This is a genomic window from Leptospira haakeii, from assembly GCF_002812045.1.
Classification (GTDB): domain Bacteria; phylum Spirochaetota; class Leptospiria; order Leptospirales; family Leptospiraceae; genus Leptospira_B; species Leptospira_B haakeii.
In genome coordinates, this window is record NZ_NPEG01000003.1 from 1 (window position 1) to 23,639 (window position 23,639).

The window sequence follows — 23,639 nt, forward strand, 5'->3', positions numbered from 1 at the left end:
CTCTGGGCGGTTTACACGATTATGCCGTGACAAACAGGCTTATCAATTCAGCGCTCATCATGCCTTTTACCTTCCAAAGTATAATCGAAAATTCCTTCGTACAGATCTTCTTTGTTCTTAAATTTTAGATAGAGAAGTGGACGGGACAAATTGGCCTGTTTGGCAATATCATCCATGGAAGTTTTAGAATACCCGAATTGAAGAAAACAATATAAGGCGGCGTCTAAAATTTCCTTTTTTCTTTCCTCGTCTACTATAGATATCTTTCGGGTCATAAGATTATTTGACAAATTTATAAAAAAATGTCAACTTTATCCGGATTCCCAGGTCTGAAAAATTGACAAGTTAGACTTAAATTGTCAAAATGTAAGGATTATATTCTTCCGGTCTCCGGGAGATCTATTCTGAGTAAGGAAATAGTAAAAAATGAAGAAGGTACACAGTTCTCGAAAATGGCTCTTCCCAGTCCTGGTCTTAGTTCTTGGAACGTCATTTTTTTATACCTGCCAGGCAATGGGTAAAAAGGCAGAAGGAGAAAGACTGATCAAGATGCAAGAATCTCCACAATGGAAGGATGGACAATTCGTAAATCCTCAACCTCTGATCAATGATTTCTGGATGGCATTAGGTAGTATGTTCCGACAAAGTGAGGATGTAAATCCCAAAGATCCTGTCCCGGTAGTTTTTGTAGAAAAATCAAGATTTTCTAAATTACCTGACTCGGGCTTAAGAGTTACTTGGTTTGGACATTCTTCTTCTTTGATAGAGTTGGATGGAGTTAGGGTTTTGACTGATCCTGTTTGGTCTGATAGAACTTCTCCTTCTCCCTGGATCGGTCCTAAAAGATGGTATCCACCTTTAGTTTCTTTGGAAGATCTTCCTGAAATAGACGTAGTATTAATTTCTCATGATCATTATGATCATATGGATCTCGGAACTATTTCTAAACTCAAAAATAGAAACCTATTATTCGTAGTTCCACTCGGTTTGGGGGCGAACCTTTCTTACTGGGGAGTTCCTACCGAAAAGATAGTGGAGTTAGATTGGTGGGAAACTAAGAAGATCAAAAATCTTGAAATAGTAAGCACTCCTGCAAGACATGCATCCGGAAGATATCTTTTAGATAATGATAAAAAACTTTGGTCCAGTTATGCACTTCTTGGAACTAAACATAAGGTTTATTTTTCGGGAGATACAGGTTTATTCCCTAAGATGAAAGAGATCGGAGAAAAATATGGACCTTTCGATCTAACGATGATAGAAACAGGGCAATATAACCAAGCTTGGCCAGATTGGCATATTGGGCCGGAACAAGCAGTGATCGCTCATACTCAACTGAAAGGAAAAGTCCTTCTTCCTATTCACTGGGGATTGTTTGCACTTGCTTCTCATGGATGGACAGAGCCTATAGAAAGAGTTTTAGAAAAATCTAAAGAACTTGGGGTTACGGTGATCACTCCTAAACCTGGAGAAAGTGCCGAGCCTGGTTTAAAAAAAGATTATATTGCTTGGTGGCCTAAACTTCCTTATAATTCCGCCAAAGAAGATCCAATCTTATCCAGTCAATTGGAAGAAAATACTGCGAGTGCGAGGTAATCAAATGAAATTAAGAGTAATTATCACAGGCTCCACAGGAATGGTGGGAGAAGGTGTTTTGTTAGAATGTTTGGAAGATCCGAATGTGGAAAAAATACTTCTGCTGAATAGGAAGCCGTATGGAATTTCTCATCCTAAAGTGGAGGAAGTCCTACATTCCGATTTTTCGGATATTTCCGCAATTAAAGACAAATTGAAAGGATATAATGCCTGCTTTTTCTGCTCGGGAGTTTCTTCCATAGGATTGAATGAAGAAGAATTTTTTAAACTGACTCATACATTGACACTGCATGTAGCAAGCACCTTGGCTTCTCTAAATCCTAATATGAGTTTTTCTTATATTTCAGGAGCCGGAACTGATAGCACTGAAAAAGGAAAAACAATGTGGGCGAGAGTAAAAGGAAAGACCGAAAATGATCTAATAAAACTTCCTTTTGCAAAGGTGTATAATTTCCGGCCAGGTTATATGCACCCAACTCCTGGTGCAAAGAATACTTTGTCTGCTTATAAATATATTGGTTGGAGTTTTCCGATCTTAAGAACAATTTTCCCAAAACGAGTTTCTACTTTGAAACAACTTGCGGTTGCGATGATACGTGCGAGTGAAAATGGTTTTAATAAGAATACTGTAGAAGTGGAAGATATTTTGGAATTATCCAAGGTTTAAAATAAATACAGTAAATAGGGATATATTTTCGGATCTTTTTCAGAACATATCCTCGTATAATTTTGATTGAGTAAGAATCGGGCATTTAGATTTAATGAAGACTCGATCTAATATACCTTAGGTTTCTGGATTTATGGAAAGTGAAGCACGAATGAAAAAAGTTTTGGATAATATGCCTATCCTCTTCTTTTCCTTGGATGAGAACTTTAAGCCTCTATCCTGGAATTACGAATGCGAAAGAGTTTTAGGATTTTCTTTGGAAGAAATTCTAAATGATAAAAACTTCTCCTTTAAAAATCTGATCCAAGTAAAAGGAGAAGGGGAATCTTCTGGTTTTAATCCTGAACTTTTAAACTCTGAATTTAAAAATTGGGAGTTGGACCTAATTTCTAAGGAAGGGAAATCAAAGTTAGTCTCCCTCTCCAATATCTCATCAGAATTCCCGTTGTTTGGTTCCACGAATTGGTTCGTAGGCGTGGACATTACCAGGACCAAGGAGATCGAAAGGGAATTAACAAGTTCATTAAAAGAACTTTCTGATTTTCAAACAGCGCTTAATGCGGTTTCCATTGTAGCGATCACGGATCGAGCCGGGACGATCATTTATGTGAATCAGAACTTTTGCGATATAAGCGGTTATTCAAGAGACGAACTTTTAGGCCATAACCATCGCATTATCAACTCGGGCTATCACCCTAAGGAATTTTTTGTAGATCTTTGGAAAACGATCGCAAAAGGAAAAATTTGGAAGGGTGAGATTAAGAATAAGGCAAAAGACGGAAGATATTATTGGGTGGATACAACCATTTCTCCTATCTTAGACGATAATGGAAAACCATACCAATATCTTGCTATTCGTAATGATATCACGGAAAGAAAGGAGACCGAAGAGAAGGCAAGACATGCAGAGAATAATCTGAAAATCCTGCAAGATAGGATGAGCCCTCACTTCCTTTTTAATACATTGAGTATTATCCATTCCTATCTACAGACAAATCCCGGACTCGCGGATTCCGCTATTTTGATGCTTGCCGATAATTATAGATTTCTAATGGACCAAGCAAACCAACAACTTGTTCCTTTCGATATAGAATGGGAATTTATGGAAAATTATTTACAACTTCTAAAACTCAGATTTTCGGACTTCTTGGAAGTGGAATCCGAAAAGTTGGGAAACTTTAAACAATGTCAGATCCCTCCTTTGACCCTGCAACCTCTGGTTGAAAATTCTTATATTCATGGATTAAGAGATAGAAAAGGAAAAGGAAAAATCAGCGTAAAGGCTTCTATCCAAGATGGAAAAACTTTGGTGACCATCCGAGATAATGGAAAGGGCCTAAGTGATGCAAATATTCATTCCAGAAGTATTGCGAACATCTCTGAACGTCTGAAATTTTATCTTTACGATTCGGAAGTAAAAATTGAAAATCATCCTGAGGGTGGCGCGATCGTAACGATCGGTTTTAAATCCGCGAAAAATTAATAAAGTATGGCAGAATGGAAAACACTAATTGTAGAGGATGAGGCGCCTACCAGGGAACTACTCGTAAATTATTGTTTAGCAAGACCTGAATTAAAATTAGTAAAAGTCGCAAAAGACGGCGAAGAGGCCCTCGAATATCTGCAGAACGAAGAGTTCCATCTTGCATTTTTAGACATCAATCTTCCTATTCTTTCCGGTTTGGATATTTTAGAAAGATTAGAGAATCCTCCTTATATCATTTTTATTACTGCCTTAAGAGACAAGGCTATCGAAGCATTTGAATTTGGCGTAATAGATTATTTGCTCAAACCATTTTCTAAAGAAAGATTTTTTAAGGCTGTAGATCGCGCCTTGGAAATTTTGGGTAATGAGGCGGACAAACCTTCCAAGAACGTTTTTAACGAGCATGGGCTTTTTATCCTAGAAAAGGAAAATCATTTTCTTATCCCGTATGGAGAGATCATCTATATTTCTTCCAGAGATAATTTTAGTGTGGTCCATACGGAAAAAAGACAGTATGTAACTTATAAATCCTTAAAAAGTCTGGAGCAAAAACTTCCTCCTGGCAAGTTTTTAAGAATATATAAACAATACATAATTAACTTGGAAAAGTTATCTCATTTACAAAGTGATAATATGGGAAATTACTCCGTTCATTTAAAGGATGAAGACGAAACACAACTTCCTGTCGGAAGAAAATATATCTCTAAGATCAAAGAACTTCTCTAATTTTCTCCCTGTAATTTTGCCGTTTAAGAACGGATTTCCCCGTATTCCATTCCAACCATTGACTTAAGAAAGAAATCCATATATCTTCTCTCTTTCCGGCTAACCAGGAAGAATCGGGCCAAAAGAGGAAGTATAAAGTGGAAAACGAGAAAGAGGATCGTCTCGCTAGTTTACAATTTTTAGGTGGAGTAGGGACTGTTACAGGTTCAAAATATCTAGTAAAAGTTTTCGGCAAAACGATCTTGATAGACTGCGGACTTTTTCAAGGAGAGAAAAAGTTAAGACTTCTGAATTGGGACTCCGACCAATTTTTCCCTGCCGAAATAGATCATATTCTTCTTACCCATGGTCATTTGGACCATTGCGGGTATTTACCGAGGGTCGTTAAAAAAGGATTTAGGGGCAAAATATTCGGTACTAAGCCAACATTAGATGTATCTAATATAGTTCTCAAAGACAGCGCAAAATTGCAAGAAGAAGACGCAGAACTTGCAAATTCGGGCGGATATTCAAAACATAAACCCGCTCTTCCTTTATACGATAGTGATGATGCAGAAAAGACGATCAAACTATTTCATGCAGTAGAGATTGGAGAATGGTTCGATTTGGAACCAAATATAAAGTTTCGTTTCAGATATAACGGTCATATTTTAGGAGCTAGCTTTATAGAATTGAAGATCGGAGATAAAACCCTAATTTTTTCCGGGGACATTGGAAGGGATGAAGATCCTCTTTTATTTCCTCCGGAAAGGCCGGAAGAAGGTGATATTATTCTAATAGAGTCCACTTACGGAAATCGAATACATAGAGGAAATCCGATCAAACGTTTGGCTCAGTTAATCCATGAATTCTCTACTTCTAAAGGTACTATAGTCATTCCATGTTTTGCAGTAGAGAGAATACAAGCAGTCATGTATTTGATCTGGAAATTGATGAAAGAGGGAGAAATACCGAATATTCCGGTTTATATGGATTCTCCTATGGGTTCAAAAGTTTTAGATTTATTTAATATTTATGGAAGTGAATGGCATAAATTAAAAGAAGATGAATTGGCCGAACTTAAAGAGGATATATTCTGCATTACTGAATCTTCTGAGACTAAAAAAATCGCAAACAAAAAAGGTCCTAAAATTGTGATCGCAGGGAGTGGAATGGCAACAGGAGGCAGAGTGCTTTCCTATTTGGAACATTCTTTAGGGGATTCTAACTCTTTAGTATTATTCGTAGGTTACCAAGCAAGAGAAACCAGAGGTAATAAGCTACTCAGAGGAGATACCGAGATCAAGATCCGTGGCAAATATCATGAAGTAAGATGCGATGTTCAGAATATCGACGGCTTATCTGCTCACGCGGACCAAACAGAACTCATTCAATGGTTATCCAAGATCAAAACTTCACCCAAACAAGTATTCATTGTGCATGGAGAAGAAGATGCGAGTAGGATCTTAGGAAATCGGATTCGCAAAGAATACGGCTGGGAAACAAGGATCCCTGACAGGGGAGAAGTTTTCGAATTCGAGGTGTAATCTGTTATTTGGGGGCCAGAAATTTTCACCCTGGAAATCCGCAGGAAACCATCCCAATCGGTAGGATCTCCCACCGGCCCTTGACCTTTGATTTATTCTCAAGTATGGTAAGAACATCGAGATATATAAGGGACTTAAACATGACCAGCGCAGTAAAAATCGAAACTGAAACAAACCGAGTTTTACCAAGAGAAATTTTTCCGAAAGAAAACCTTCTCCACCACCATGAACTTAATTTCACCCGCAGGAAAATTTCCAAAGGTGAGGTATTATTCTCCCAAGGAGAGCAGGCCAACGGATTTTATATAGTCGAGACCGGCTCCATCCGATCTTATAGAACTTCAGGTTCCGGGGAAAAACAGCATACATTCAAAATTTATCATCCGGGTAACTGGGTAGGGATCAGAGATGCGGCTATCGGTGGAAATTATCTACACCATGCAGTTGCACTTGTTGAATCAACAGTTCTATTTGTCGAGGAAGAAGAACTTCGCAGACTTCTAAACTCTGATTCGGAATTCCAAAACTCAGTATTCAGACAAGTTACTATCGAAGCCGTGGAATCAGAGAATAAGATCTATTCTTTGGGAACTCGTCAGGTCCACGCAAAACTTTCAGAATTTTTATTACAATTATCAGAATCCCAAGACTCGGAAGAAGATCTTCCATTCACTCGTGAGATCATGGCATCAATGATCGGTGTGACTACTGAGACCTTGGTTCGTGCCTTGGCTGATTTTAAAAGCAGAGGTTGGGTGGAAATAGACAAAAGAAAAATAGTGATTAAAAATGAAGAGGCTCTTCTTCGTTTGCTGGATTAAACATCCGAACCATTTCTAAATTGAAAATTACAGTTTTATAAAATGGTCCGGTATGATTTTCAAACCACTCTCAACTTTCAAGTAAATCGCGTCCAACTAAAGGGAGAACTTTTTATTCCAAGCCGGGCCGCTTTTTTAGCGGTCTTGGTTTTGGATGAGAAGGACGACAAATTCGCGGATCGATTTTCTAAGATGAGAAATTTTCTGAATGAAAGGGGAGTGGCCACTCTTTTTCTAAAAGGTCTATTGACCCATGAAGAAAGAGAGATCCACGCAAATCGTTCCGATACAAATCTACTATCCGATCGTCTTTTGGAGATCACTAAACAAATCAAAAATATAGAAGGTGCAGATTCTTTAAAAATTTCTTATATAGGTTCTTCTGCAATTGCAGGTAGAATGTTCCGGGCAGCTGGAAGTTCGGATTCTCCGGTCGAAAGCCTGATACTCATAGGAAATGGCCTCCAGGAATATAATGGCAAGTTTTTAAACGTTTCCGTGTTGAACATTTTAGGAGAGCTTGATTTTACGGGAAGAATAGTGAATCGCTCGATTCTTTCTAAGATAGAAAGTACGGTTAAAAAAGTCTATTTCGTGCCTGGCTCTCCCAGCCATTTTGAAGATAATACCAAATGGTTTATGGTATCAGAAGCAATCCAAAGATGGTATCTATTCCCTGAAAAAAGATCTTTGGAATTCTCCGAATTTTAAGATTTAATGATGGTGGTGATGATGGCCACCTTCTTCCATTTTCACTCCAGGCTCAGAATGGTTATGAGTATGATTCATTCTGAATAACATTAAGGAAATTGAAAGAAGAATGATCGCAAAACCTGCGAGTTTTAGTTTATCTTTTCCGAATTTTGTTAAGATCATCCTAAATCCTAATCCAAAGCCGAAAAGTAAAGGGAAAGTCCCTAAAAAGAAGAAGAACATACTTAGGGCTCCGAACGCAGGGGATCCTGTTGCAAATGCCATCACGAATGCCGGATACAATATCCCACAAGGTAAAAATCCGGTGATCATCCCGAACATGAATCCGATCGCTAAATGAGACCTTGGACCCTTATTTTCTCTGGATCTTAAAAGTTTAGATCCTACCTTCGCAAATACTTTGGAGAAAAATCTATTTTGGGTCCAATCTTTTTGGAATAAAATAGAAAGCCCAAAGAGTAGAATAAAGGCTGCACCGAACCATGCCGCAAATTCTTGAGCAGGAAGTAATAAGGAAAGGCTTTGGTTTGTAACCTTTCCCAAAAATCCAAAACCTAAACCTATGGAAGTATAGGAGACCAATCTTCCTAGATTATATAAAGTTTGTAATAGAACCGGGCTTGTTTTTTTATCAGAAGCGGAGATTGAAAGATTTAAACTTCCTGCCAAGGGACCACACATTCCTAAACAATGAAAAGAACCTGTCAGGCCGTTTAAAAAGGATCCGAATAATATCGCAGATATCAGTTCCATAATTAACTCCTAATTCGATTTGTCCTGTTTATCTTCTTCGAATAATATTCTGTATTTGGGACCTTCGATATCTTCGTACTGTCCCGACTTGAGATTAAGTAGGAATACGTAAAATGCTCCGAAAGAGATCATGAGTGCGATCGGAATTGTTAGATACAAAGCGTTCATGTAAATACCCTATGTTTTAAAGAAATTGAATTTAATACTACTGTCAATGAGCTCAATGTCATAAAGCCTGCGCAGATCACTGGAAGCATCAATCCTCCTGCAGCGAGAGGGATCATTATGGAATTATAAACTAAAGAAAGGCATATATTCTGTAAAATGACCCTTCTTGTTTTTCTGGCAATCAATACCGATCTCGGAAGTGAATCCAATCTATCTTTCACTAGAATTATATCCGATTTATCCAAAGAAAGATCGGAACCCATCCCCATGGAAATTCCCAAATCTGCCTGAGCTATACACGCGGAATCGTTAATCCCATCTCCCAACATTAGAACCACTTCGCTGGAAGATTGTGCTTCTATGATCCTTTCTTTTTTTTGGATAGGAGTTAGATTTGCTTTGAAGTTTTGGATTCCGAGTTCTTTGGAAAGAGTTTCCACCTTGGCTGGAATGTCTCCGGATAGAATTTCCATATTAGAAAAAAATGATCTTAATTCTTGAATGGAGCCTTTTGCTTCCGGTCTGGCCTTATCTCTAAATTCCCAGGCAACTAAAGGAATACCATTTTCAGATAAGTGAACCCATCCGTCGTTCTCAGGTTTATTTTCCCAAACAAAGTTCTTTTTACCTATCCGATAAGTTTTGCCGGCGAATTTTGCCTCCATTCCTTCTCCTGGAATTTCTTTGTAGGAATTCCAACCCGTGAGATTGGCCGACGAATTATCAGTGATAGTGTCCTTAGATATTTCCTCTAAGAACTCAGGTGTTTCGTTTGCAAATGTTTCTATAATCGATTTTGCGATAGGGTGAGAAGAATTGGATTCTAATCTGATTGCGATTTCCCTGAATTTAGCAGGATTTTCTTCTAATGCAAAGTATTTCTCGGCGTTTAATTCTAATTTGCCTGTAGTCAATGTCCCAGTTTTATCAAAGAAAATACGATTTGCTTTCGCTAAAATTTCGACTGATTCCGGATTTTTGACAAGTACTCCTTCTTTGGATTGGAGTAGATGGCTGATCACGAGTGCCGCGGGGACACTTAAACCTAACGCGCAAGGGCAGGCTACGATCAATACGCTGATTGTATTTAAGATGGCATCTTCCGTAGAATGGAATTGAAACCAATAGATAAATGTTCCTACCGCAACAAATAGGACAACTTTAATGAATACCGCAGCCAGTTTGTCGGTACTTCTTTGTATTTTTGGTTTTGTTAATAAAGAATCTTCTAATATTCTTCCGATTTGTGCAAGCGAGCTTTCATTTGCATTTCCTTTAGCCTGGAATTTTACATCGGTGGAAAGCGAAACTGAGCCTGCTTTAATCTCTGCTCCTCTAGATTTTCGGATCGGTTTACTTTCTCCAGTCAAAACGGATTCGTCAAAAAATGCAGTTTCAGATTCTAAGATACCGTCTACAGGAGCCTTACTTCCCAAAGACAATCTGACTAAATCTCCTCTTTCGATGGAAGAAGCAGAATGTTTGGACCAGACTCCCTTTTTGGAAACTTCATATTCTTCAGGTAGAAGAGAGAGTAATTCTCCTATTTTGGCTCCTGCTTTGTAGCGGATCATTGCCTCGAAATATTTTCCAAGTAAAATGAAGAAGTAAATGGTGCAAACCGAGTCGAAATAAACTTCTCCATTGCCGGAGATGGTTACATAAATACTATAGAAGTAGGCAAGACTGACTCCTGCGAATAATAATGTGTCCATTCCGAGGAGTTTTCTTTTCCAGGATTCATAGGCTCCTTTCCAGAAAGGGTAACCTGAATAAAAATAAACTGGAGTGGCAAATATCCATGAGATATAATGGAATAAATTTTTAATATTGAATTCCATTCCTTCAAAATAGCCGGCGTATAAACTTGCGGAGAATAACATGATATTCCCCCAACAGAAGCCTGCGACTATCATTCGAATGCTCAGTTCTTGGAATGGTTTCTCCACTTTTGATTCAGCTTTCAGCGGAGAGTATAGTTTGGCTTTATAACCTAAACTTTCGATTGTTTTGATTATTTTTCCGAGCGTGATTTTGGAAAGGTCGAATCCTACTTTGAGTCTTCCCGTTCCAAAATTGATCCTCGCTTCTTTGACACCTTCCGTTTTTGTGAGAACGGTTTCGATCAACCATACACAAGCGGAACAATGTAGGTTGGTAACGGTTATATATACATTTGAATCCGGACCATTCTTCTTTTCTAAATATTCCGAATATACGGATTCGTTGTCCAATTCTTCGGAAGAGACTTTTTGGACTTCTCTGTCGATTGGTTCTAAAGATTGGGTTCCTCTGATTTGGTAAAATTGATCTAGTCCGTTTTCGAGTAATAAATGAGAGATCTCTGCACACCCGTTACAGCAATATTCTCTTTCGACCCCATGTTCCGTTCTGATTATAGATATCCCGTCAATTTCAGTATTACAATGAAAACATAATGTTTTGTTTTCTAATACTTTCAATGGATTACCTTAGCCGATACGGTTTTTTCCAAAGTTCCTTCCGGGATTTTGGCAGAAACTGAAACTCTCCATTCTCCTGGAAATGGAATAGAGAGTGTTCCTCGGTATTTTCCTGGAGATACTTCCTTTAAAGTAACAGTTGCATTAAATTTTTCAGTAGCTGTTTTGTCTAACTGGACTTGGATCTTTGCACCTTGGATCTTTTCTTGTCCATGTTTGAATTCCAACTGTAGTTCTTGTTTTCCTGATTGGAGTATATTCGGTTTTTGGATCCAATCCGCTTGGAATCCATAACCAGCCTCTATCAGTTTTCTCTGAGATAGAATAGATTGTTCGTATTTAAGCCCTTTTTCATAATAATTCGAGTCGATAGCCGGTGTATGTCCTGCTAATGCAAGTTTTACGGTGTAAAATGTAGCTGCAAATAATGCCAGAAATGCGATCTTGATTACCCAAAATGCTCTTTTTAAACTAACGTCCATGGACTATCCTCTCATCATTTGGTAATTTCCATCCGGCTATAGAAACCGGAAGTAAGAATGGAACTGTTTCGGATTTAGAATATTCAAAATCCTGAATATCCATCACTTTTAGCTTAATATCATGACTTCTTTTTTTGGCATCTTGTTCTGCTATTTTAAGTTCTATGAATAGTCTGTATCTTTCTTCGGAATTACCTTTTAGTTCTACTGTTGCTTCTTCTGTTCCACCGACGAGTATTCTTCTTTCTCCCTGAAGATCGGAAGTTTCTATTTCAAATTTTAGGGTTCTGTCTTTAGGAGTCAGGTTTTGCATTTGTACTTCATAGAAGTTACGAACAACTCCATCTTGCACTAACATAGGTTGAATGTTTCTGTCGGGGAGAACTGATAGATAGAGTGGGACCCTGTTGGATAATAAGATCCCTATAGCGGAGATTGTAAGCATTAATGAAAGTGCGTAGACGATTGTTCTTGAGCGGACCCAACGGATAGAAGATCCTTTTTCGGAGATTTGGTTTTCAGACCAATAACCGATCAGTGATTTTTTATTTTCTTTAGCCATTTGTTTTGTGCATGCATCCGAACATTTTCCGCATGCGATACACCAAGGATTGGCCCCTTCTCTGATATCTATTCCTGTCGGACATACTACTAAGCACATATTACATGCAGTGCAGTCCCCGATTTTTGTTTTTCCTTTTCTTCTGGGTTCTCCTCTTGTGTAATCATAAGTGATATTTACAGAATGATTGTCCATCATCACTGTTTGGAAACGTGCATAAGGGCATCCGTATTTGCAGAATTGTTCCCGTACGAATGCTATATCTGTATACATTGCGAGTGTAAAAAATCCTAAGAATAAAAACCATGTAGGGAAATCTACATTAGGATTTTTGAAATAAGAGATCATTTGGTATGGATCCGTGAAATATGAGATCCAAGCAAAAGATGCAGCAAAGCTGACTAAGATCCAGACTATATGAGTTAAGGCCACCAACGCTTGGTTTGCGTCTTGTTTTCCATATTTCGAATCTTGGATCCTTCTTCCTATCCAATCGAAAATGTCAGAGTAGATGGTTTGAGGGCAAGCCCATCCGCACCATACTCTACCTATCAGAGTTGTAAATAAGAAGAGGCAAAGTCCTGCTGCGATCAGGAATAGATGAAGGAAATATCCTTCCTGAGGAATAAAAATATGACCGAATAGAAAAAACTTTCTATCCGGTATATCCAATCGGATAACTTGAAATCCATCCCAGCGAATCCAAGGGGTTATAAAAAAGAGAAGAACTAAGAATACCTGGACGTAATTTCTGGCAGTCCTTATCTTTCCTTGCATTGGCCTCGAAATGATCATTGCTCCTCCTATGATTCTCTGGGACAGTTAACTTATTTGGAAGATTTTAGCTCCGGATTCCGGGAAGCTAACCAGGCAAGCACTTGGTAAACTTTTTCGGAACCTAATGAGTTCTCATGTGCAGGCATCGGTCCTCTGCCTAACTTGGTTCTTTCTACGGAGATTCCCTTCATTACGGTTGTATAAAGTTCTAGATCCGTATTTCCATGTATCCATTCTTTATCCATTAGATTCGGGCCTACTAAACCTTCTCCTGTTGGACCGTGGCAGGCTACACAATAGGTCTGGAATGTTTTCTGTCCTGCGTTGATTGCATCTTGGTTCCCTCTGAATGGATTGGATCCATCAGTGGACTTGACTGCAACGTTACGATTCGGAAATTCTTTCTCATAATCTTGGATCTGAGCAGCGTAATATTCGCTTGTTCCCCAGTTCGAAAATCCGTGGAAGTATACCGCGTAAATTCCAGCGAAAATAACACATCCTAAGAATACCCATTTCCACCATTCAGGAAGAGGATTATCTGCCTGTCTGATCCCGTCGAATTCCTTGTTTGGGTCACTCATCTTAATCCTCCTCCAGCATTCTGAATTTAGGTTTTTCCATTCTTTCCTTTCTGGAACTTCTATATACGTATAAGATAATCGTAAATATGGAAAGCACCAGGATAGGAAGCCTTAACGATTTATAAATTTGTAATGTATCTAGATCCATCTTGCACCTCACTGTAAACTTTTGGACAATTCGGCAGTATCTCTTCCCAACTTCAGAAGATAAGCGATTAGTGCATCTCCAGCTGTTTTACCTGCCAAAAGGGTAGAAGCAGAAGAGATATCTTCCTCTGTATAAGGAACTCCTACTTTTTGGAGTCCTCTCATATGGTCTGCGATCTTAGAAGCGTCTACGATGGAAGATTCTTCGAATAACCAAGGATACGCAGGCATGATAGAACCTTTAGCAGTATCTCTTGGATTGATCAAATGGGTCTTATGCCATTCCGCAGAAGGTTGGATCTGTGATTCGTGAGCTAGATCCGGTCCTGTTCGTTTGGATCCCCATAAGAAAGGGTGATCATAAACATATTCTCCTGCTTTGGAATATCCGTCTTTTCCGTAAGAATGTTGTGGGTCGAAACGATCAACTTCCCATTTGAAAGGACGTATCATCTGAGTATGACAGTTATTACATCCTTCTTTCTGGTAAACGTCTCTTCCCGCTAATTCTAATGCGTTATACGGTTTTACGTTCTGGATAGGTTCCGCCGTTTTTGTCAGGAAGAATGGAGGAACCAGTTCGAATAATCCTCCGATCAAGATAGCGATTGTGGTGTATAAGGTGAATTTAACTCCGTGTTTTTCCCACTGATCGGTAAAACCGGAGAACCAATCCAATAATTTGTCGAACCAATTCATACAACTTTCTCCTCTTTTGATCCGATCCTTAGATCGATTTCTTTGAATCCGGAGCCGGCGTTCAGGATAGTGCGAACAACATTATAGATCATGATGAGTAATCCGATCAGATATAGTCCACCTCCGATACCACGGAATAATCTATAAGGTTTCAGAGTTTCGGTGATCTGTACCCAGTTCGGGAATTTTAAGGCACCTGTTTCGTCTATCGCTCTCCACATCGAACCTTCACTGATACCCGATACCCACATGGATACGATATATAGTAAGATTCCTAGTGTCGCTACCCAGAAGTGAGTGTTAGCAAGTCTCTCGGAGAATAGGTTCGTATTCCATAACCTAGGTACCAGGTAATAGATGACTGCAAACGACATCATTCCCACCCAACCTAAGGTTCCACCATGAACGTGTCCTATGATCCAGTCGGTATTATGACCTAAACCGCTGACAGCTCTAATGGACAGAAGTGGACCTTCGAATGTGGACATACCGTAGAATGTAAGTCCTACGAGTAACATCTTCAAGGTAGCATCCGTTTTGATCTTTTCCTTTGCCTGTGTGAGAGTCAAAAAGCCATTCAGCATTCCACCCCAAGAAGGCATCCATAACATGATACTGAATACCATACCTGTTGTTTGTAACCAATCAGGAAGAGGTGAATAAAGTAGGTGGTGAGGACCTGCCCAAATATACAGAAAGATTAAACTCCAAAAGTGAATGATGGAGAGCCTATGACTGTAGATAGGTTGTTTGATATGTTTGGGAAGATAGTAGTACATTAGTCCCAAAAAAGGAGTAGTGAGAACGAAAGCAACGGCGTTGTGTCCATACCACCATTGGATGTTCGCATCATATACACCCGAGTAGACTGAATATGATTTGATCCAACTTACCGGAATAGAAAGGTTATTCACTATGAATAGGATAGGGATGGTGACCCAAGACGCGATATAGAACCAGATCGCGGCGTATAATTGTTTTTCTTCACGAGTAAAGATCGTTGCGAAATAATTGATTAGGAATATCACAAACCAGATCACGACCATAAGATCCAAAGGCCATTCCAATTCGGCGTATTCCTTGGATTGGTTTAAGCCTAAAGGTAAGGTGATGGCCGCTGCTAGGATCGTAAGGTTGTATAGAAATAAGTGTAAGTTCGAAAGCTTGTCGCTCCAAATCCTTACTCTACAAAGTCTTTGAACCGTGTGATAAGCTGTTGCGAATATGATACTCAATGCGAAACCGAAAATTGCCGCATTCGTATGTAAGGGTCTTAGCCTGCCGAAAGTGAAGTAAGGTCCGAAATTCAATTCAGGATATACCATTTGGAAAGCGATCCATACTCCTACAAGCATGGAAGCCACACCCCAAACCAATCCCGATATCAAAAATCCTTTGACGATCGTATCGTTATATTTTTGTTCTGAAGAACTCATTCTTGATCTCTCCGGTATTTTCCGTGAAGGATAATTCCACATTTAGATTGGAATGTCGAAACGCAAGGAATCCGACTTCTTCTTCCCTCAAAACGGTCTTGATAATTGTCAATTGGGGAATGGAGAGATAAACTCGATTGTCAATAAATTAGTGCTTAATAAAATCTTAATGTATTTCAGAATGTGTTTAAGCTTTCGATTTTGAGAATTAAAATCCTTTAAACCTTTCGAATGCTTCTCTTTCCAAGGATTCTCTGTGATTCGGGTGGGCAATTTCCGTAAGAAGTTTGGCTCTTTGTTTCAGGTTTTTGCCGTAAAGATCTGCAATGCCGTATTCTGTGATCACATAATGAACATGGGCTCTCGTAGTGGTTACGCTTGCCCCAGGTTGTAATATTGGAACAATTCGAGATTTTCCGTGAGAAGTGACGGAAGGAAGCGCAATAATCGGTTTTCCTCCTTCTGAAAGAGAAGCTCCTCGGATAAAATCCATTTGTCCTCCCACGCCGGAGTATTGCCTGGTTCCGATAGAATCCGCGCATACTTGGCCCGTTAGATCCACTTCGATTGCTGAATTGATTGCAGTTACTTTCGGGTTTTTGCGAATATTTGCAGTGTCATTTATATAACCGATATCTAAAAATACAACTTCCGGATTATCATCCACGAAATCATAAAGTTTTCTGGTCCCCATCACGAATCCAGTTACGATCTTTCCCGGGTGGATCTTTTTATTTTTACCGGTGATAATTCCTTTTTCTACCAAAGGAATTACGCCGTCAGAAAACATTTCCGTATGAATTCCAAGATCTTTATGATTTTTTAAACAAGATAGAACCGCATCGGGAATAGCACCGATCCCCATTTGGAGAGTTGCGGAATCTTCTACGAGACCTGCAATATATTCTCCAATCTTAGTTTCTATTTGATCGGGTTCAGTATGTTTTGCTTCTAATAATGGAATATTACCTTCTACTAATTTATGGATTTTGTTTATATGAATGATCCCGTCTCCGTGAGTTCTGGGCATGAAACGATTCACCTGGGCGATTACAATGTTTGCGGAATCTACTGCGGCTTTGCTCGTATCTACGGAAACTCCTAAAGAACAAAACCCATGTTTATCAGGAGGAGAAACAGTGATTAGAGCCACATCTAATGGGAGTATTTTTTTTCTGAATAAGGAAGGGCATTCACTTAAGAAAATAGGAAGATAATCCGCTCTACCTTCTTTTACTGCTTCTCTCATGTTTGCACCTACAAACAGTGCGTTAGTATGAAAAGAAGTCTCCATTCCATTTTGTGCATATGGAACTTCTCCTTCCGTATGAATATGGACGATCTCAATATTTTGTAATTCGGAGGCTCTCGCACTCAATGCTTCTATTAAAAGTTTTGGAGCTGCGTATACGCTATGTATGAAGACTCTTTGGTCGTTTTTGATCTCTGAAACTGCTTCTTTAGGGGAAACAAAATGTAAATCCATATCGGAATAATTTTTCAATTTTTACCGAGTAGAAGTCAAGGGACAAAATTCGGGAGAATGTATTGATATTTCTTAGTTTTTGCCTTTAAAAAGAATATAAGAAGAAGGTTCGCTGGATCCAAAAAAGATCCCTAGAATAAGGGAGAATTTTGCTCCTTCTATTTCTTGCCCGAATAGTCTTTTGGAATATTAAAAAGGTTTATAAATCCGGAATGGTCTGAAGAATCAGTGTAGATGGTTTCCATTTTCTCTCAAAAATTCCGAGGAGTTTTACTGATCTTATTACTAGTTTTCAGTTTGGGATGTAAGTCAGAATCTTCTTCTAAGAAAAAACCGAGAGTAGAAAATGGAATATTAGACCTAAGCAAAGATTGGGACTTTGGAAAGGAAGAACCGCTAAGTATAGAAGGTGACTGGGCATTTTATTGGTCCCAATTATTTTCAGAGATCAAAAGTCCTTTAAGGGTCGATCTGGATCCTTCTCGAAAATCGGAATGGCAGATCAAATTCGGAGATGTTCCGAACGTTTGGAATGAATATAAGGACCAAAAGTATCCCGGTTTCGGATATGCAACTTATAAGATACTCGTTCGTTTAGAAAAACCGGAAACCGATATGGCGATCAAGATGTTGGAAGCCTCCACATCTTATACACTTTATGTAAATGGAAAGAAGGTAATTTCCAGCGGAGAAGTTGGAAAAACCCCTGAGACAAGCAAACCTTTATATAGACCGGGAGTAAGTGAAATTTTTGACCTTGGGATTGAGAATGAAATTGCGATAGAGATCTCCAATTTTTCCCATTTTAAAGGAGGACCTTGGGCAAAGATCTTTATCGGAAAAAGAAAAGATTTGGTCACTATACGCCAAAGTAATGTTAGATTGGATCTTTTTGTGGGCGGAGGACTTTTTGTTTTAGGTCTATACCACCTAAGCTTATTTGCATTTTTAAGAAGAGAGACTTCCACACTATATTATGGAATTTTAACAATCTGTTCCACAATTCGAATTTTGATCACCGGAGAAAGGATATTATATTCTATTTTTCCTAATTTTGATTTCGAATGGGGATATAGATTGGAATTAATATCCAGCTTTTTTATCGCCATATTCTTTCCATTATTTATCCAAACCTTATATCCGGATGAGATAAACAAAAAAGTTATTCGGTTTTTAATTAGTATCGTTGTTGGACTTTCGTTCATCGTGCTATTCACTCCTTTAGTCATATATTCTAAGACTATTTCTATTTTTGGGATTTTAGTAACTGGTGCTTGTTTTTATTTAGTATATGTTTTTTGGAAAGCAATGCGGAACAAGAAGTTAGGAGCTGATGTAGGCTTATTCTTCTTCCTTTTATTTTTTGCAGTAGTGACAAACGATATATTGTATGCGAATATGATTATAAATACTGCATACTTCTCTTCTTATGGAATAGCTTCTTTCTTCGTGGCTCAGGCATTTATGGTCTCTCAAAGATTTACAAGTGCCTATCAACTTTCAGAAACATTAGCGCATGATTTAAAAGAATCTAATCAAAGATTAATATCTTTGGATAAACTGAAGGATGAATTTTTAGCAAATACTTCTCATGAGTTAAGAACTCCTTTGCAAGGGATCATCGGTATTGCGGATTCTTTGAAAAGAGGAGTAGGCGGTCCATTATCCCAATCCGTGGAAAGACAATTAGGGATGATCGTCACGAGCGGACAAAGACTTTCTAGTTTAGTAAATGATATTATAGATTTTTCTAAATTAAAACATAAAGATTTAAATCTGAATTTAAGGTCCGTGGACTTATACCAAGCGGTGAATTTCACTCTAGAATTAAATAGGATCTCCACGGACCAAACTAAGATAAAATTGGTAAATGCGATCTTACCTGAATTTCCTGACTTGCTTGCAGACGAGAATAGACTACAGCAGATCTTGCAAAACTTAGTGAGTAATGCGATCAAATTCACTGAGAACGGAGAGATAGTAGTCAGTGCTCGGATCAAAGCGCTTGGAATCGCAGAGATCAGCGTAAAAGATACAGGGATCGGGATAGATCCTACTGAACACCAAAAGATATTCGAATTTTTTGAACAAGTAGAAAGGGGAGATTCCAAAAATAGTTCAGGTGCAGGGCTTGGACTTTCTATCAGTAGGGCATTGGTCGCATTACACGGTGGAGAAATTGGAGTAGAATCCAACCTCGGATCAGGTTCTCGTTTTTATTTTACGATCCCATTGGTATCCGGAAAAATCCCAAGATCGGATGGAAAAGAATTAAAAAATTATAAAGAAGGAAATCATCCAAATTCAACTGTAGATCTTCAGAGTAAGCCCTCAGATTCGGAAAAGAATGCAAGGATTCTGGTCGTAGATGATGAGCCTGTGAACTTACAGGTAATACAGAACTATCTCTCTTTACGAAATATTTCCTCTGTGACTGCAAAAAGTGGAATAGAGGCTTTGGAAATATTACAAAAAGATAAGGTTTTCGATGTTGTTATTTTAGATGTGATGATGCCTAAAATGTCCGGTTTGGATACTGCCAGAGAGATCCGTAAAACGCTTAGCACTCTGGAACTTCCTATATTGATGTTGACTGCAAAAAATCAGGACAAGGACCTGATGGCTGCATTGAATAATGGCGCGAATGATTATCTACTCAAACCTTTCGATTTTGAAGAATTGATCTTAAGGATCAATAATTTGCTCGCTTTGGCGGATGGTCATAAAAGCCGTTTAAACCAGGAGAATGAGAAAAGAGAAGCTGTAAATAATGTAAGGCAAAGGATCAATATCGACTTACATGATCACCTGGGCGGAAAACTTACAGACCTAAAGTTTTTGTCGGAGGAATTGCTCTCTCAAAACCAAGAAGATAGACCAATCTTCAAAAAGATCAATGAAGCAGTGAATCAATCTATCCATATACTTAGGGAACAAATGTTGAAGATTGAGGACCTTGGTTTATTATCCGAGAATTTTATCACAGGTATCAATTTAGTCTTACTCAGAAGATATTCCGATGTGGAAAGAGACTTAGAATTCGAATGCCAGGACGAAGTGCTTCAATTTTTTGAAGAAGGCAGAAATGAAACTTCTATCATTGAACTTTATAGTATTGTAAATGAGATTACGAATAATGATCTAAAATACGGGCAGGGAGTTGCCAAATGGAATTTCTATTTGGAAAACGCGGATTTGATCACGGAAATGAATGTGGAATCTTCATATCATCTAAAAAAACATAAAACAGGAAGAGGGACGGAAAATCTGATCTATAGGATCTCCGGCCTGGGCGGAAAAGTGGAAATGTCCTTAGTCGAAAATATGTATAAAATAAAAATAAATATCCCGATCGGAAATTTTTCCGTAAAATAAATAAGGTGTGAATACGATCATGAAAAATTCAGATATCAAAGTAGGAATTGTAGAAAACGACGAAAGTTTTAAGGATCAGATCCTAAAAACCTTGGAATCTATTCCCGAGATAGGTGGAGTTTTCCATTGGGAATCTGCCGAATCCTTTTGGGAAGATGAAAAAGGAAGATCCTTGGATATTATTTTTTTAGATATAATGTTAGCTGAAATGAATGGAGTGGAACTTGCAGGAAAAATTTCTGCAAGAGATCCGGAAATCTCCAAAATTATGCTCTCTAATATGAATTCGGACGAGTTAATTTATGAATCCTTAAAGAACGGTGCTATCGGTTATATTCTAAAATCGGAATTGAAGGATATTGCAGACGTAGTAGACACTGTCCTAAAGGGGGGAGCAATCATCACTCCTACAATTGCTTTTCGTGTATTAAACAGTTTTAAACAAAAGGATTATTCGGGGGAATTTAAACTTACCCCTAAAGAAAAACAGATACTGGATGAAATGGTAAAAGGAAAAACCATTGGAAGAGTGGCAGAATTCCTAAAAGTCAGTAAGTATACGGTCCAGCACCATGTGAAGAATATATACAAAAAACTGAATGTACATAATAGAGCCGAACTGGTGAGAAAGGCGAGTGATATAGGATTATTACCGTAAGGGATGATCAGATGAGTTGGGACTTAGGACGTTTTTCGTCCTTTCCCCATTCATTCCAAGAACCATCATAGACCGGAATATTTTCTATACCTAAAATCCCAAGAGCTGTTACTACAACTGTTGCAGAAACCCCTCCATTACAATAACAGATAATTTTTTCAGGAAGAGAATCTATATCCACTCCTGCGTTTTTGAATGATTCTTTTAAGTGCTCTTTAGAAAGAAATTTTCCTGTTTCTGGATCTGTTAAACTTGTATGAGATACATTGATTGCACCCGGAATAAAACCTTTTGCATATACTTCGGGACGCCTTCCGTCCAATAAAAGAGTATCCGTAGATCTGAATTCTACTTCATCTGCATTTCGTTTTAAGTCAGGGTGGGGGATGGCGATAAATTCCTTTCTTTGGTATTCAGGAATCACCGAATCAATAGGTTTTCCTTCTTTTACCCAACCTGCAAAACCTCCATCCAGAATTTTTCCTCCAGTATGGCCGTAATATCTAAGGGCCCAAGCCAAACGGCTGGAAAACATTCGATTATGGTCGTCGTATGCAACCACGATCGTATCATTAGAAATCCCTAATTTACTCATTAGTTCTGAGAATTTTTCGGGAGAAGCAATATTGACAGGAATAGTATCTTCCAGATCTACTATATCTTTGGTCCAATCTATAAAAACTGCACCCGGGATATGGCTTTTTGCATAAAGTTCCGGCTCAGAATGATATCTTGGCTCAGTATGTTCCACTCTTCCGCGTATATCTACAATTCTGATATTAGGATTATCTAAATGCTCAAAAAGCCAATCCGAAGCAACGATCATAAAGAATCCAATTTAGGTTTTAAGACCCGTTTCCCCCAGAGTCCTACAGTAGTAGGGGTAGTCGTCTCAGAACTGCGTATTCCTTCCACTTCTCTAGGAAGATGCATGGAACGGTAGATATCAGTATAACCCTCTGCTGCAGCGTTTGTCACACCTTTTGCCACCAGGTCTTCGTAAAAATTTTCTAAACTTATATAATTATATTTTAATGTGGTTCCGATTGCCTCACTAAGGACCTTTGCCGCAACCTCAAAGGTTAAATCCTCTCCTCCGTGCAAAACATGGATCTTCTTTCCTTTCCAATTCCTATTTAAAAGATAATCTGCAGCCACATCCGCGATATCCGAAGTGGCGATGAATGCAACTTCTCTATTCGGGGGAATAGGGAATGTGATCGTTCCTCTGGATTTGAGTTCCGAAATTTGAGGAAGAAGATTTTCCAAAAAGAAACCTGGACGAAGATGTACCACATTTGCATCCGTTTCATTAAGATATTCTTCCACATGGACGATCCCATCTGCTACCCCGGCTTCTACCACTTCCGGAATGATTGTGGAGATATTTACCACATATTCTATCCCGTTCTTTTTAACTGCATTAGACACGCTCTTTCCGTAAAGACGATACCAAGCATGGACATCTTCCGCCTTTTTGTTGCCTGGGTTCAACCAGTAGAGGGCTTCCGTTCCTTTGGTGGCTTCTAAGATAAAATTTTCGTCTTCCAAGGCACCTTGTCGGATTATCACTCTTTCTCTAATCGTTGTGTCCAATTTCTGGGGGCTTCTTGTTAGGACGGTAATATCTTTTCCTTCTTCTAAAAGTTTTGGCAGAAGGAATTTAGCAATATTTCCTGTAGGAACTGCGACAGTAATACTCATACAGAAAGTGTGCTTAATTCGTCTAAAAATGCCACGGCAAAACTTCCAGTGCCGGAGGATCTTTCTGCAGCTCTGGAACCTGCAATTGCAAATACAGCGGATGCGGAAACAGCAGCGCGTAACGGATCTTTTTGGATACCTAAGAAGGAAGCGATCAACGCTCCTAAGGAACATCCAACTCCTGTAACCTTAGTCATCAGAATATGACCTCCAGGAACTGCGATTGTCTCCTTTCCGTCTGTGATATAATCTACTTCTCCGCTAATCGCAACAACGGCCCCCGTGTTAATCGCTAATTCTTTAGCAAGAGGAAGCGCATCTGAAGAAGCAGCAGTAGAATCCACACCTTTCCCTCCGCCCACAGCACCTGCAAGTGCTAAGATCTCTGAAGCGTTTCCACGTATGACAGTCGGTTTATGTTGTAAAAGATCTTTTGCAATTTCAGTTCTGTATCGAAGGGCGCCAACTGCAACAGGATCTAAAACCCATGGAGTTCCCGCTTTTTGGGCCGCAATCGCGGCGGCCTTAATGGCCTTTGCATCAAAACTATTGATTGTACCTACGTTAATCAATACTCCACCTGCAATTGTTGCGAAATCGGAAACTTCCTCCTCCGCGATGACCATTGCGGGGGAAGCCCCGGCAGCCAGAAGAACGTTCGCGGTCCAATTCGTGACCACGATATTGGTGAGCACATGAGTAAGTGGCGCATGTTTACGGACTTCCGCCAGGTCGGAGACCACGTCGGGAGAGGGCCATGTTTTTTGGGTCAAAGAAGCGGTTGTCATATTTTATTCTCCTAATATAATA

The 23,639-nt window shown here is 39.0% G+C and carries 23 protein-coding genes; 9 read left to right on the plus strand and 14 right to left on the minus strand.

From position 1 onward, the window contains the following. Positions 1-47 precede the first annotated feature (47 nt). Positions 48-275, minus strand: coding sequence for a TetR/AcrR family transcriptional regulator (locus CH377_RS07665; protein WP_244283707.1), 228 nt, complete (start codon positions 273-275; stop codon positions 48-50). A 151-nt stretch (positions 276-426) separates the two neighbouring features. Between CH377_RS07665 and CH377_RS07670 the strand changes: the two genes are divergently transcribed. The 7 genes from CH377_RS07670 to CH377_RS07700 all read left to right on the plus strand — a co-directional run bounded on the left by CH377_RS07670 (position 427) and on the right by CH377_RS07700 (position 7,533). Then, positions 427-1,596 carry an MBL fold metallo-hydrolase gene (locus tag CH377_RS07670; protein ID WP_100723250.1) on the plus strand — a complete coding sequence of 390 codons (1,170 nt, stop codon included), beginning with the start codon at positions 427-429 and terminating at the stop codon, positions 1,594-1,596. Positions 1,597-1,600: 4 nt separating this feature from the next. After that, positions 1,601-2,263 (plus strand): NAD-dependent epimerase/dehydratase family protein, encoded by a 663-nt coding sequence (locus CH377_RS07675; protein WP_100723251.1) that lies wholly within the window; start codon positions 1,601-1,603, stop codon positions 2,261-2,263. A gap of 151 nt (positions 2,264-2,414) precedes the next feature. Then, on the plus strand, positions 2,415-3,746 hold the full coding sequence (locus CH377_RS07680) for a PAS domain S-box protein (protein ID WP_243402099.1): 1,332 nt from the start codon (positions 2,415-2,417) through the stop codon (positions 3,744-3,746). A 6-nt stretch (positions 3,747-3,752) separates the two neighbouring features. Further along, positions 3,753-4,475 (plus strand): LytR/AlgR family response regulator transcription factor, encoded by a 723-nt coding sequence (locus CH377_RS07685; RefSeq protein WP_100723253.1) that lies wholly within the window; start codon positions 3,753-3,755, stop codon positions 4,473-4,475. Positions 4,476-4,612: 137 nt separating this feature from the next. Then, positions 4,613-6,001 carry an MBL fold metallo-hydrolase RNA specificity domain-containing protein gene (locus CH377_RS07690; RefSeq protein WP_100723254.1) on the plus strand — a complete coding sequence of 463 codons (1,389 nt, stop codon included), beginning with the start codon at positions 4,613-4,615 and terminating at the stop codon, positions 5,999-6,001. Between the two features lie 140 nt (positions 6,002-6,141). Then, positions 6,142-6,822 carry a Crp/Fnr family transcriptional regulator gene (locus CH377_RS07695; RefSeq protein WP_100723255.1) on the plus strand — a complete coding sequence of 227 codons (681 nt, stop codon included), beginning with the start codon at positions 6,142-6,144 and terminating at the stop codon, positions 6,820-6,822. A gap of 42 nt (positions 6,823-6,864) precedes the next feature. Continuing rightward, positions 6,865-7,533, plus strand: a complete 669-nt coding sequence (locus tag CH377_RS07700; RefSeq protein ID WP_100723256.1) for a dienelactone hydrolase — start codon at positions 6,865-6,867, stop codon at positions 7,531-7,533. Between the two features lie 3 nt (positions 7,534-7,536). Here the strand turns inward: CH377_RS07700 and CH377_RS07705 are convergent, their stop codons facing one another. The 10 genes from CH377_RS07705 to CH377_RS07750 all read right to left on the minus strand — a co-directional run bounded on the left by CH377_RS07705 (position 7,537) and on the right by CH377_RS07750 (position 17,092). Further along, positions 7,537-8,289 (minus strand): sulfite exporter TauE/SafE family protein, encoded by a 753-nt coding sequence (locus CH377_RS07705; RefSeq protein ID WP_100723257.1) that lies wholly within the window; start codon positions 8,287-8,289, stop codon positions 7,537-7,539. A gap of 9 nt (positions 8,290-8,298) precedes the next feature. Continuing rightward, a complete protein-coding gene (gene ccoS / locus CH377_RS07710; protein WP_100723258.1) occupies positions 8,299-8,457 on the minus strand; it encodes a cbb3-type cytochrome oxidase assembly protein CcoS in 159 nt (52 codons plus the stop codon). Next, the gene (locus CH377_RS07715) at positions 8,454-10,919 is read right to left on the minus strand and encodes a heavy metal translocating P-type ATPase (protein ID WP_100723259.1); all 2,466 of its coding nucleotides are present in this window, start codon (positions 10,917-10,919) and stop codon (positions 8,454-8,456) included. Before CH377_RS07715 ends, ccoS begins: the two co-directional genes overlap by 4 nt. Further along, complete coding sequence (locus tag CH377_RS07720) at positions 10,916-11,401, minus strand: FixH family protein (RefSeq protein WP_100723260.1); 486 nt, start codon at positions 11,399-11,401, stop codon at positions 10,916-10,918. The genes CH377_RS07715 and CH377_RS07720 overlap by 4 nt, the downstream gene beginning before the upstream one ends. Next, positions 11,391-12,758: a cytochrome c oxidase accessory protein CcoG gene (gene ccoG, locus CH377_RS07725; RefSeq protein ID WP_100723261.1), complete on the minus strand. Its 1,368-nt coding sequence runs from the start codon at positions 12,756-12,758 to the stop codon at positions 11,391-11,393. The genes CH377_RS07720 and ccoG overlap by 11 nt, the downstream gene beginning before the upstream one ends. 32 nt (positions 12,759-12,790) lie before the next feature. Beyond that, complete coding sequence (locus CH377_RS07730) at positions 12,791-13,324, minus strand: cbb3-type cytochrome c oxidase N-terminal domain-containing protein (protein WP_100723262.1); 534 nt, start codon at positions 13,322-13,324, stop codon at positions 12,791-12,793. A gap of 1 nt (position 13,325) precedes the next feature. After that, positions 13,326-13,472, minus strand: a complete 147-nt coding sequence (locus CH377_RS07735; RefSeq protein ID WP_020768294.1) for a cbb3-type cytochrome c oxidase subunit 3 — start codon at positions 13,470-13,472, stop codon at positions 13,326-13,328. Positions 13,473-13,480: 8 nt separating this feature from the next. Then, complete coding sequence (ccoO, locus tag CH377_RS07740; protein ID WP_100723263.1) at positions 13,481-14,170, minus strand: cytochrome-c oxidase, cbb3-type subunit II; 690 nt, start codon at positions 14,168-14,170, stop codon at positions 13,481-13,483. Then, the gene (ccoN, locus tag CH377_RS07745) at positions 14,167-15,606 is read right to left on the minus strand and encodes a cytochrome-c oxidase, cbb3-type subunit I (protein WP_100723264.1); all 1,440 of its coding nucleotides are present in this window, start codon (positions 15,604-15,606) and stop codon (positions 14,167-14,169) included. The genes ccoO and ccoN overlap by 4 nt, the downstream gene beginning before the upstream one ends. A gap of 208 nt (positions 15,607-15,814) precedes the next feature. After that, positions 15,815-17,092, minus strand: coding sequence for an acetyl-CoA hydrolase/transferase family protein (locus tag CH377_RS07750; protein ID WP_100723466.1), 1,278 nt, complete (start codon positions 17,090-17,092; stop codon positions 15,815-15,817). Positions 17,093-17,326: 234 nt separating this feature from the next. Here CH377_RS07750 and CH377_RS07755 point away from each other — a divergent pair, with 234 nt between their 5' ends. Both CH377_RS07755 and CH377_RS07760 read left to right on the plus strand, forming a co-directional pair. Next, positions 17,327-20,467 carry an ATP-binding protein gene (locus CH377_RS07755; protein ID WP_100723265.1) on the plus strand — a complete coding sequence of 1,047 codons (3,141 nt, stop codon included), beginning with the start codon at positions 17,327-17,329 and terminating at the stop codon, positions 20,465-20,467. Positions 20,468-20,486: 19 nt separating this feature from the next. After that, entirely contained in the window at positions 20,487-21,125 is a 639-nt protein-coding gene (locus CH377_RS07760; protein ID WP_086449354.1) for a LuxR C-terminal-related transcriptional regulator, read from the plus strand. 7 nt (positions 21,126-21,132) lie between these two features. Here CH377_RS07760 and CH377_RS07765 read toward each other — a convergent pair whose 3' ends face one another. From CH377_RS07765 to thiM, 3 genes are read right to left on the minus strand one after another with little or no spacing between them, the layout of a single operon-like run. Further along, on the minus strand, positions 21,133-21,951 hold the full coding sequence (locus tag CH377_RS07765; RefSeq protein ID WP_100723266.1) for a sulfurtransferase: 819 nt from the start codon (positions 21,949-21,951) through the stop codon (positions 21,133-21,135). Beyond that, positions 21,948-22,829, minus strand: a complete 882-nt coding sequence (locus tag CH377_RS07770) for an NmrA family NAD(P)-binding protein (protein ID WP_100723267.1) — start codon at positions 22,827-22,829, stop codon at positions 21,948-21,950. Before CH377_RS07770 ends, CH377_RS07765 begins: the two co-directional genes overlap by 4 nt. Beyond that, positions 22,826-23,617, minus strand: coding sequence for a hydroxyethylthiazole kinase (thiM, locus tag CH377_RS07775; protein WP_100723268.1), 792 nt, complete (start codon positions 23,615-23,617; stop codon positions 22,826-22,828). The genes CH377_RS07770 and thiM overlap by 4 nt, the downstream gene beginning before the upstream one ends. Between the last annotated feature and the right edge of the window lie 22 nt (positions 23,618-23,639).

What these genes read in the sequence shown, in the direction of transcription:
- CH377_RS07720 (WP_100723260.1), bottom strand. Translation starts at nt 11,401, where the DNA reads ATGGACGTTAGTTTAAAAAGAGCATTTTGGGTAATCAAGATCGCATTT.
- CH377_RS07685 (WP_100723253.1), top strand. Translation starts at nt 3,753, where the DNA reads ATGGCAGAATGGAAAACACTAATTGTAGAGGATGAGGCGCCTACCAGG.
- CH377_RS07670 (WP_100723250.1), top strand. Translation starts at nt 427, where the DNA reads ATGAAGAAGGTACACAGTTCTCGAAAATGGCTCTTCCCAGTCCTGGTC.
- CH377_RS07730 (WP_100723262.1), bottom strand. Translation starts at nt 13,324, where the DNA reads ATGAGTGACCCAAACAAGGAATTCGACGGGATCAGACAGGCAGATAAT.
- CH377_RS07760 (WP_086449354.1), top strand. Translation starts at nt 20,487, where the DNA reads ATGAAAAATTCAGATATCAAAGTAGGAATTGTAGAAAACGACGAAAGT.
- CH377_RS07665 (WP_244283707.1), bottom strand. Translation starts at nt 275, where the DNA reads ATGACCCGAAAGATATCTATAGTAGACGAGGAAAGAAAAAAGGAAATT.
- CH377_RS07765 (WP_100723266.1), bottom strand. Translation starts at nt 21,951, where the DNA reads ATGATCGTTGCTTCGGATTGGCTTTTTGAGCATTTAGATAATCCTAAT.
- thiM (WP_100723268.1), bottom strand. Translation starts at nt 23,617, where the DNA reads ATGACAACCGCTTCTTTGACCCAAAAAACATGGCCCTCTCCCGACGTG.
- CH377_RS07770 (WP_100723267.1), bottom strand. Translation starts at nt 22,829, where the DNA reads ATGAGTATTACTGTCGCAGTTCCTACAGGAAATATTGCTAAATTCCTT.
- ccoG (WP_100723261.1), bottom strand. Translation starts at nt 12,758, where the DNA reads ATGATCATTTCGAGGCCAATGCAAGGAAAGATAAGGACTGCCAGAAAT.
- CH377_RS07705 (WP_100723257.1), bottom strand. Translation starts at nt 8,289, where the DNA reads ATGGAACTGATATCTGCGATATTATTCGGATCCTTTTTAAACGGCCTG.
- CH377_RS07675 (WP_100723251.1), top strand. Translation starts at nt 1,601, where the DNA reads ATGAAATTAAGAGTAATTATCACAGGCTCCACAGGAATGGTGGGAGAA.
- CH377_RS07695 (WP_100723255.1), top strand. Translation starts at nt 6,142, where the DNA reads ATGACCAGCGCAGTAAAAATCGAAACTGAAACAAACCGAGTTTTACCA.
- CH377_RS07680 (WP_243402099.1), top strand. Translation starts at nt 2,415, where the DNA reads ATGAAAAAAGTTTTGGATAATATGCCTATCCTCTTCTTTTCCTTGGAT.
- CH377_RS07755 (WP_100723265.1), top strand. Translation starts at nt 17,327, where the DNA reads ATGGTTTCCATTTTCTCTCAAAAATTCCGAGGAGTTTTACTGATCTTA.
- CH377_RS07735 (WP_020768294.1), bottom strand. Translation starts at nt 13,472, where the DNA reads ATGGATCTAGATACATTACAAATTTATAAATCGTTAAGGCTTCCTATC.
- ccoS (WP_100723258.1), bottom strand. Translation starts at nt 8,457, where the DNA reads ATGAACGCTTTGTATCTAACAATTCCGATCGCACTCATGATCTCTTTC.
- CH377_RS07700 (WP_100723256.1), top strand. Translation starts at nt 6,865, where the DNA reads ATGGTCCGGTATGATTTTCAAACCACTCTCAACTTTCAAGTAAATCGC.
- ccoN (WP_100723264.1), bottom strand. Translation starts at nt 15,606, where the DNA reads ATGAGTTCTTCAGAACAAAAATATAACGATACGATCGTCAAAGGATTT.
- CH377_RS07750 (WP_100723466.1), bottom strand. Translation starts at nt 17,092, where the DNA reads ATGGATTTACATTTTGTTTCCCCTAAAGAAGCAGTTTCAGAGATCAAA.
- ccoO (WP_100723263.1), bottom strand. Translation starts at nt 14,170, where the DNA reads ATGAATTGGTTCGACAAATTATTGGATTGGTTCTCCGGTTTTACCGAT.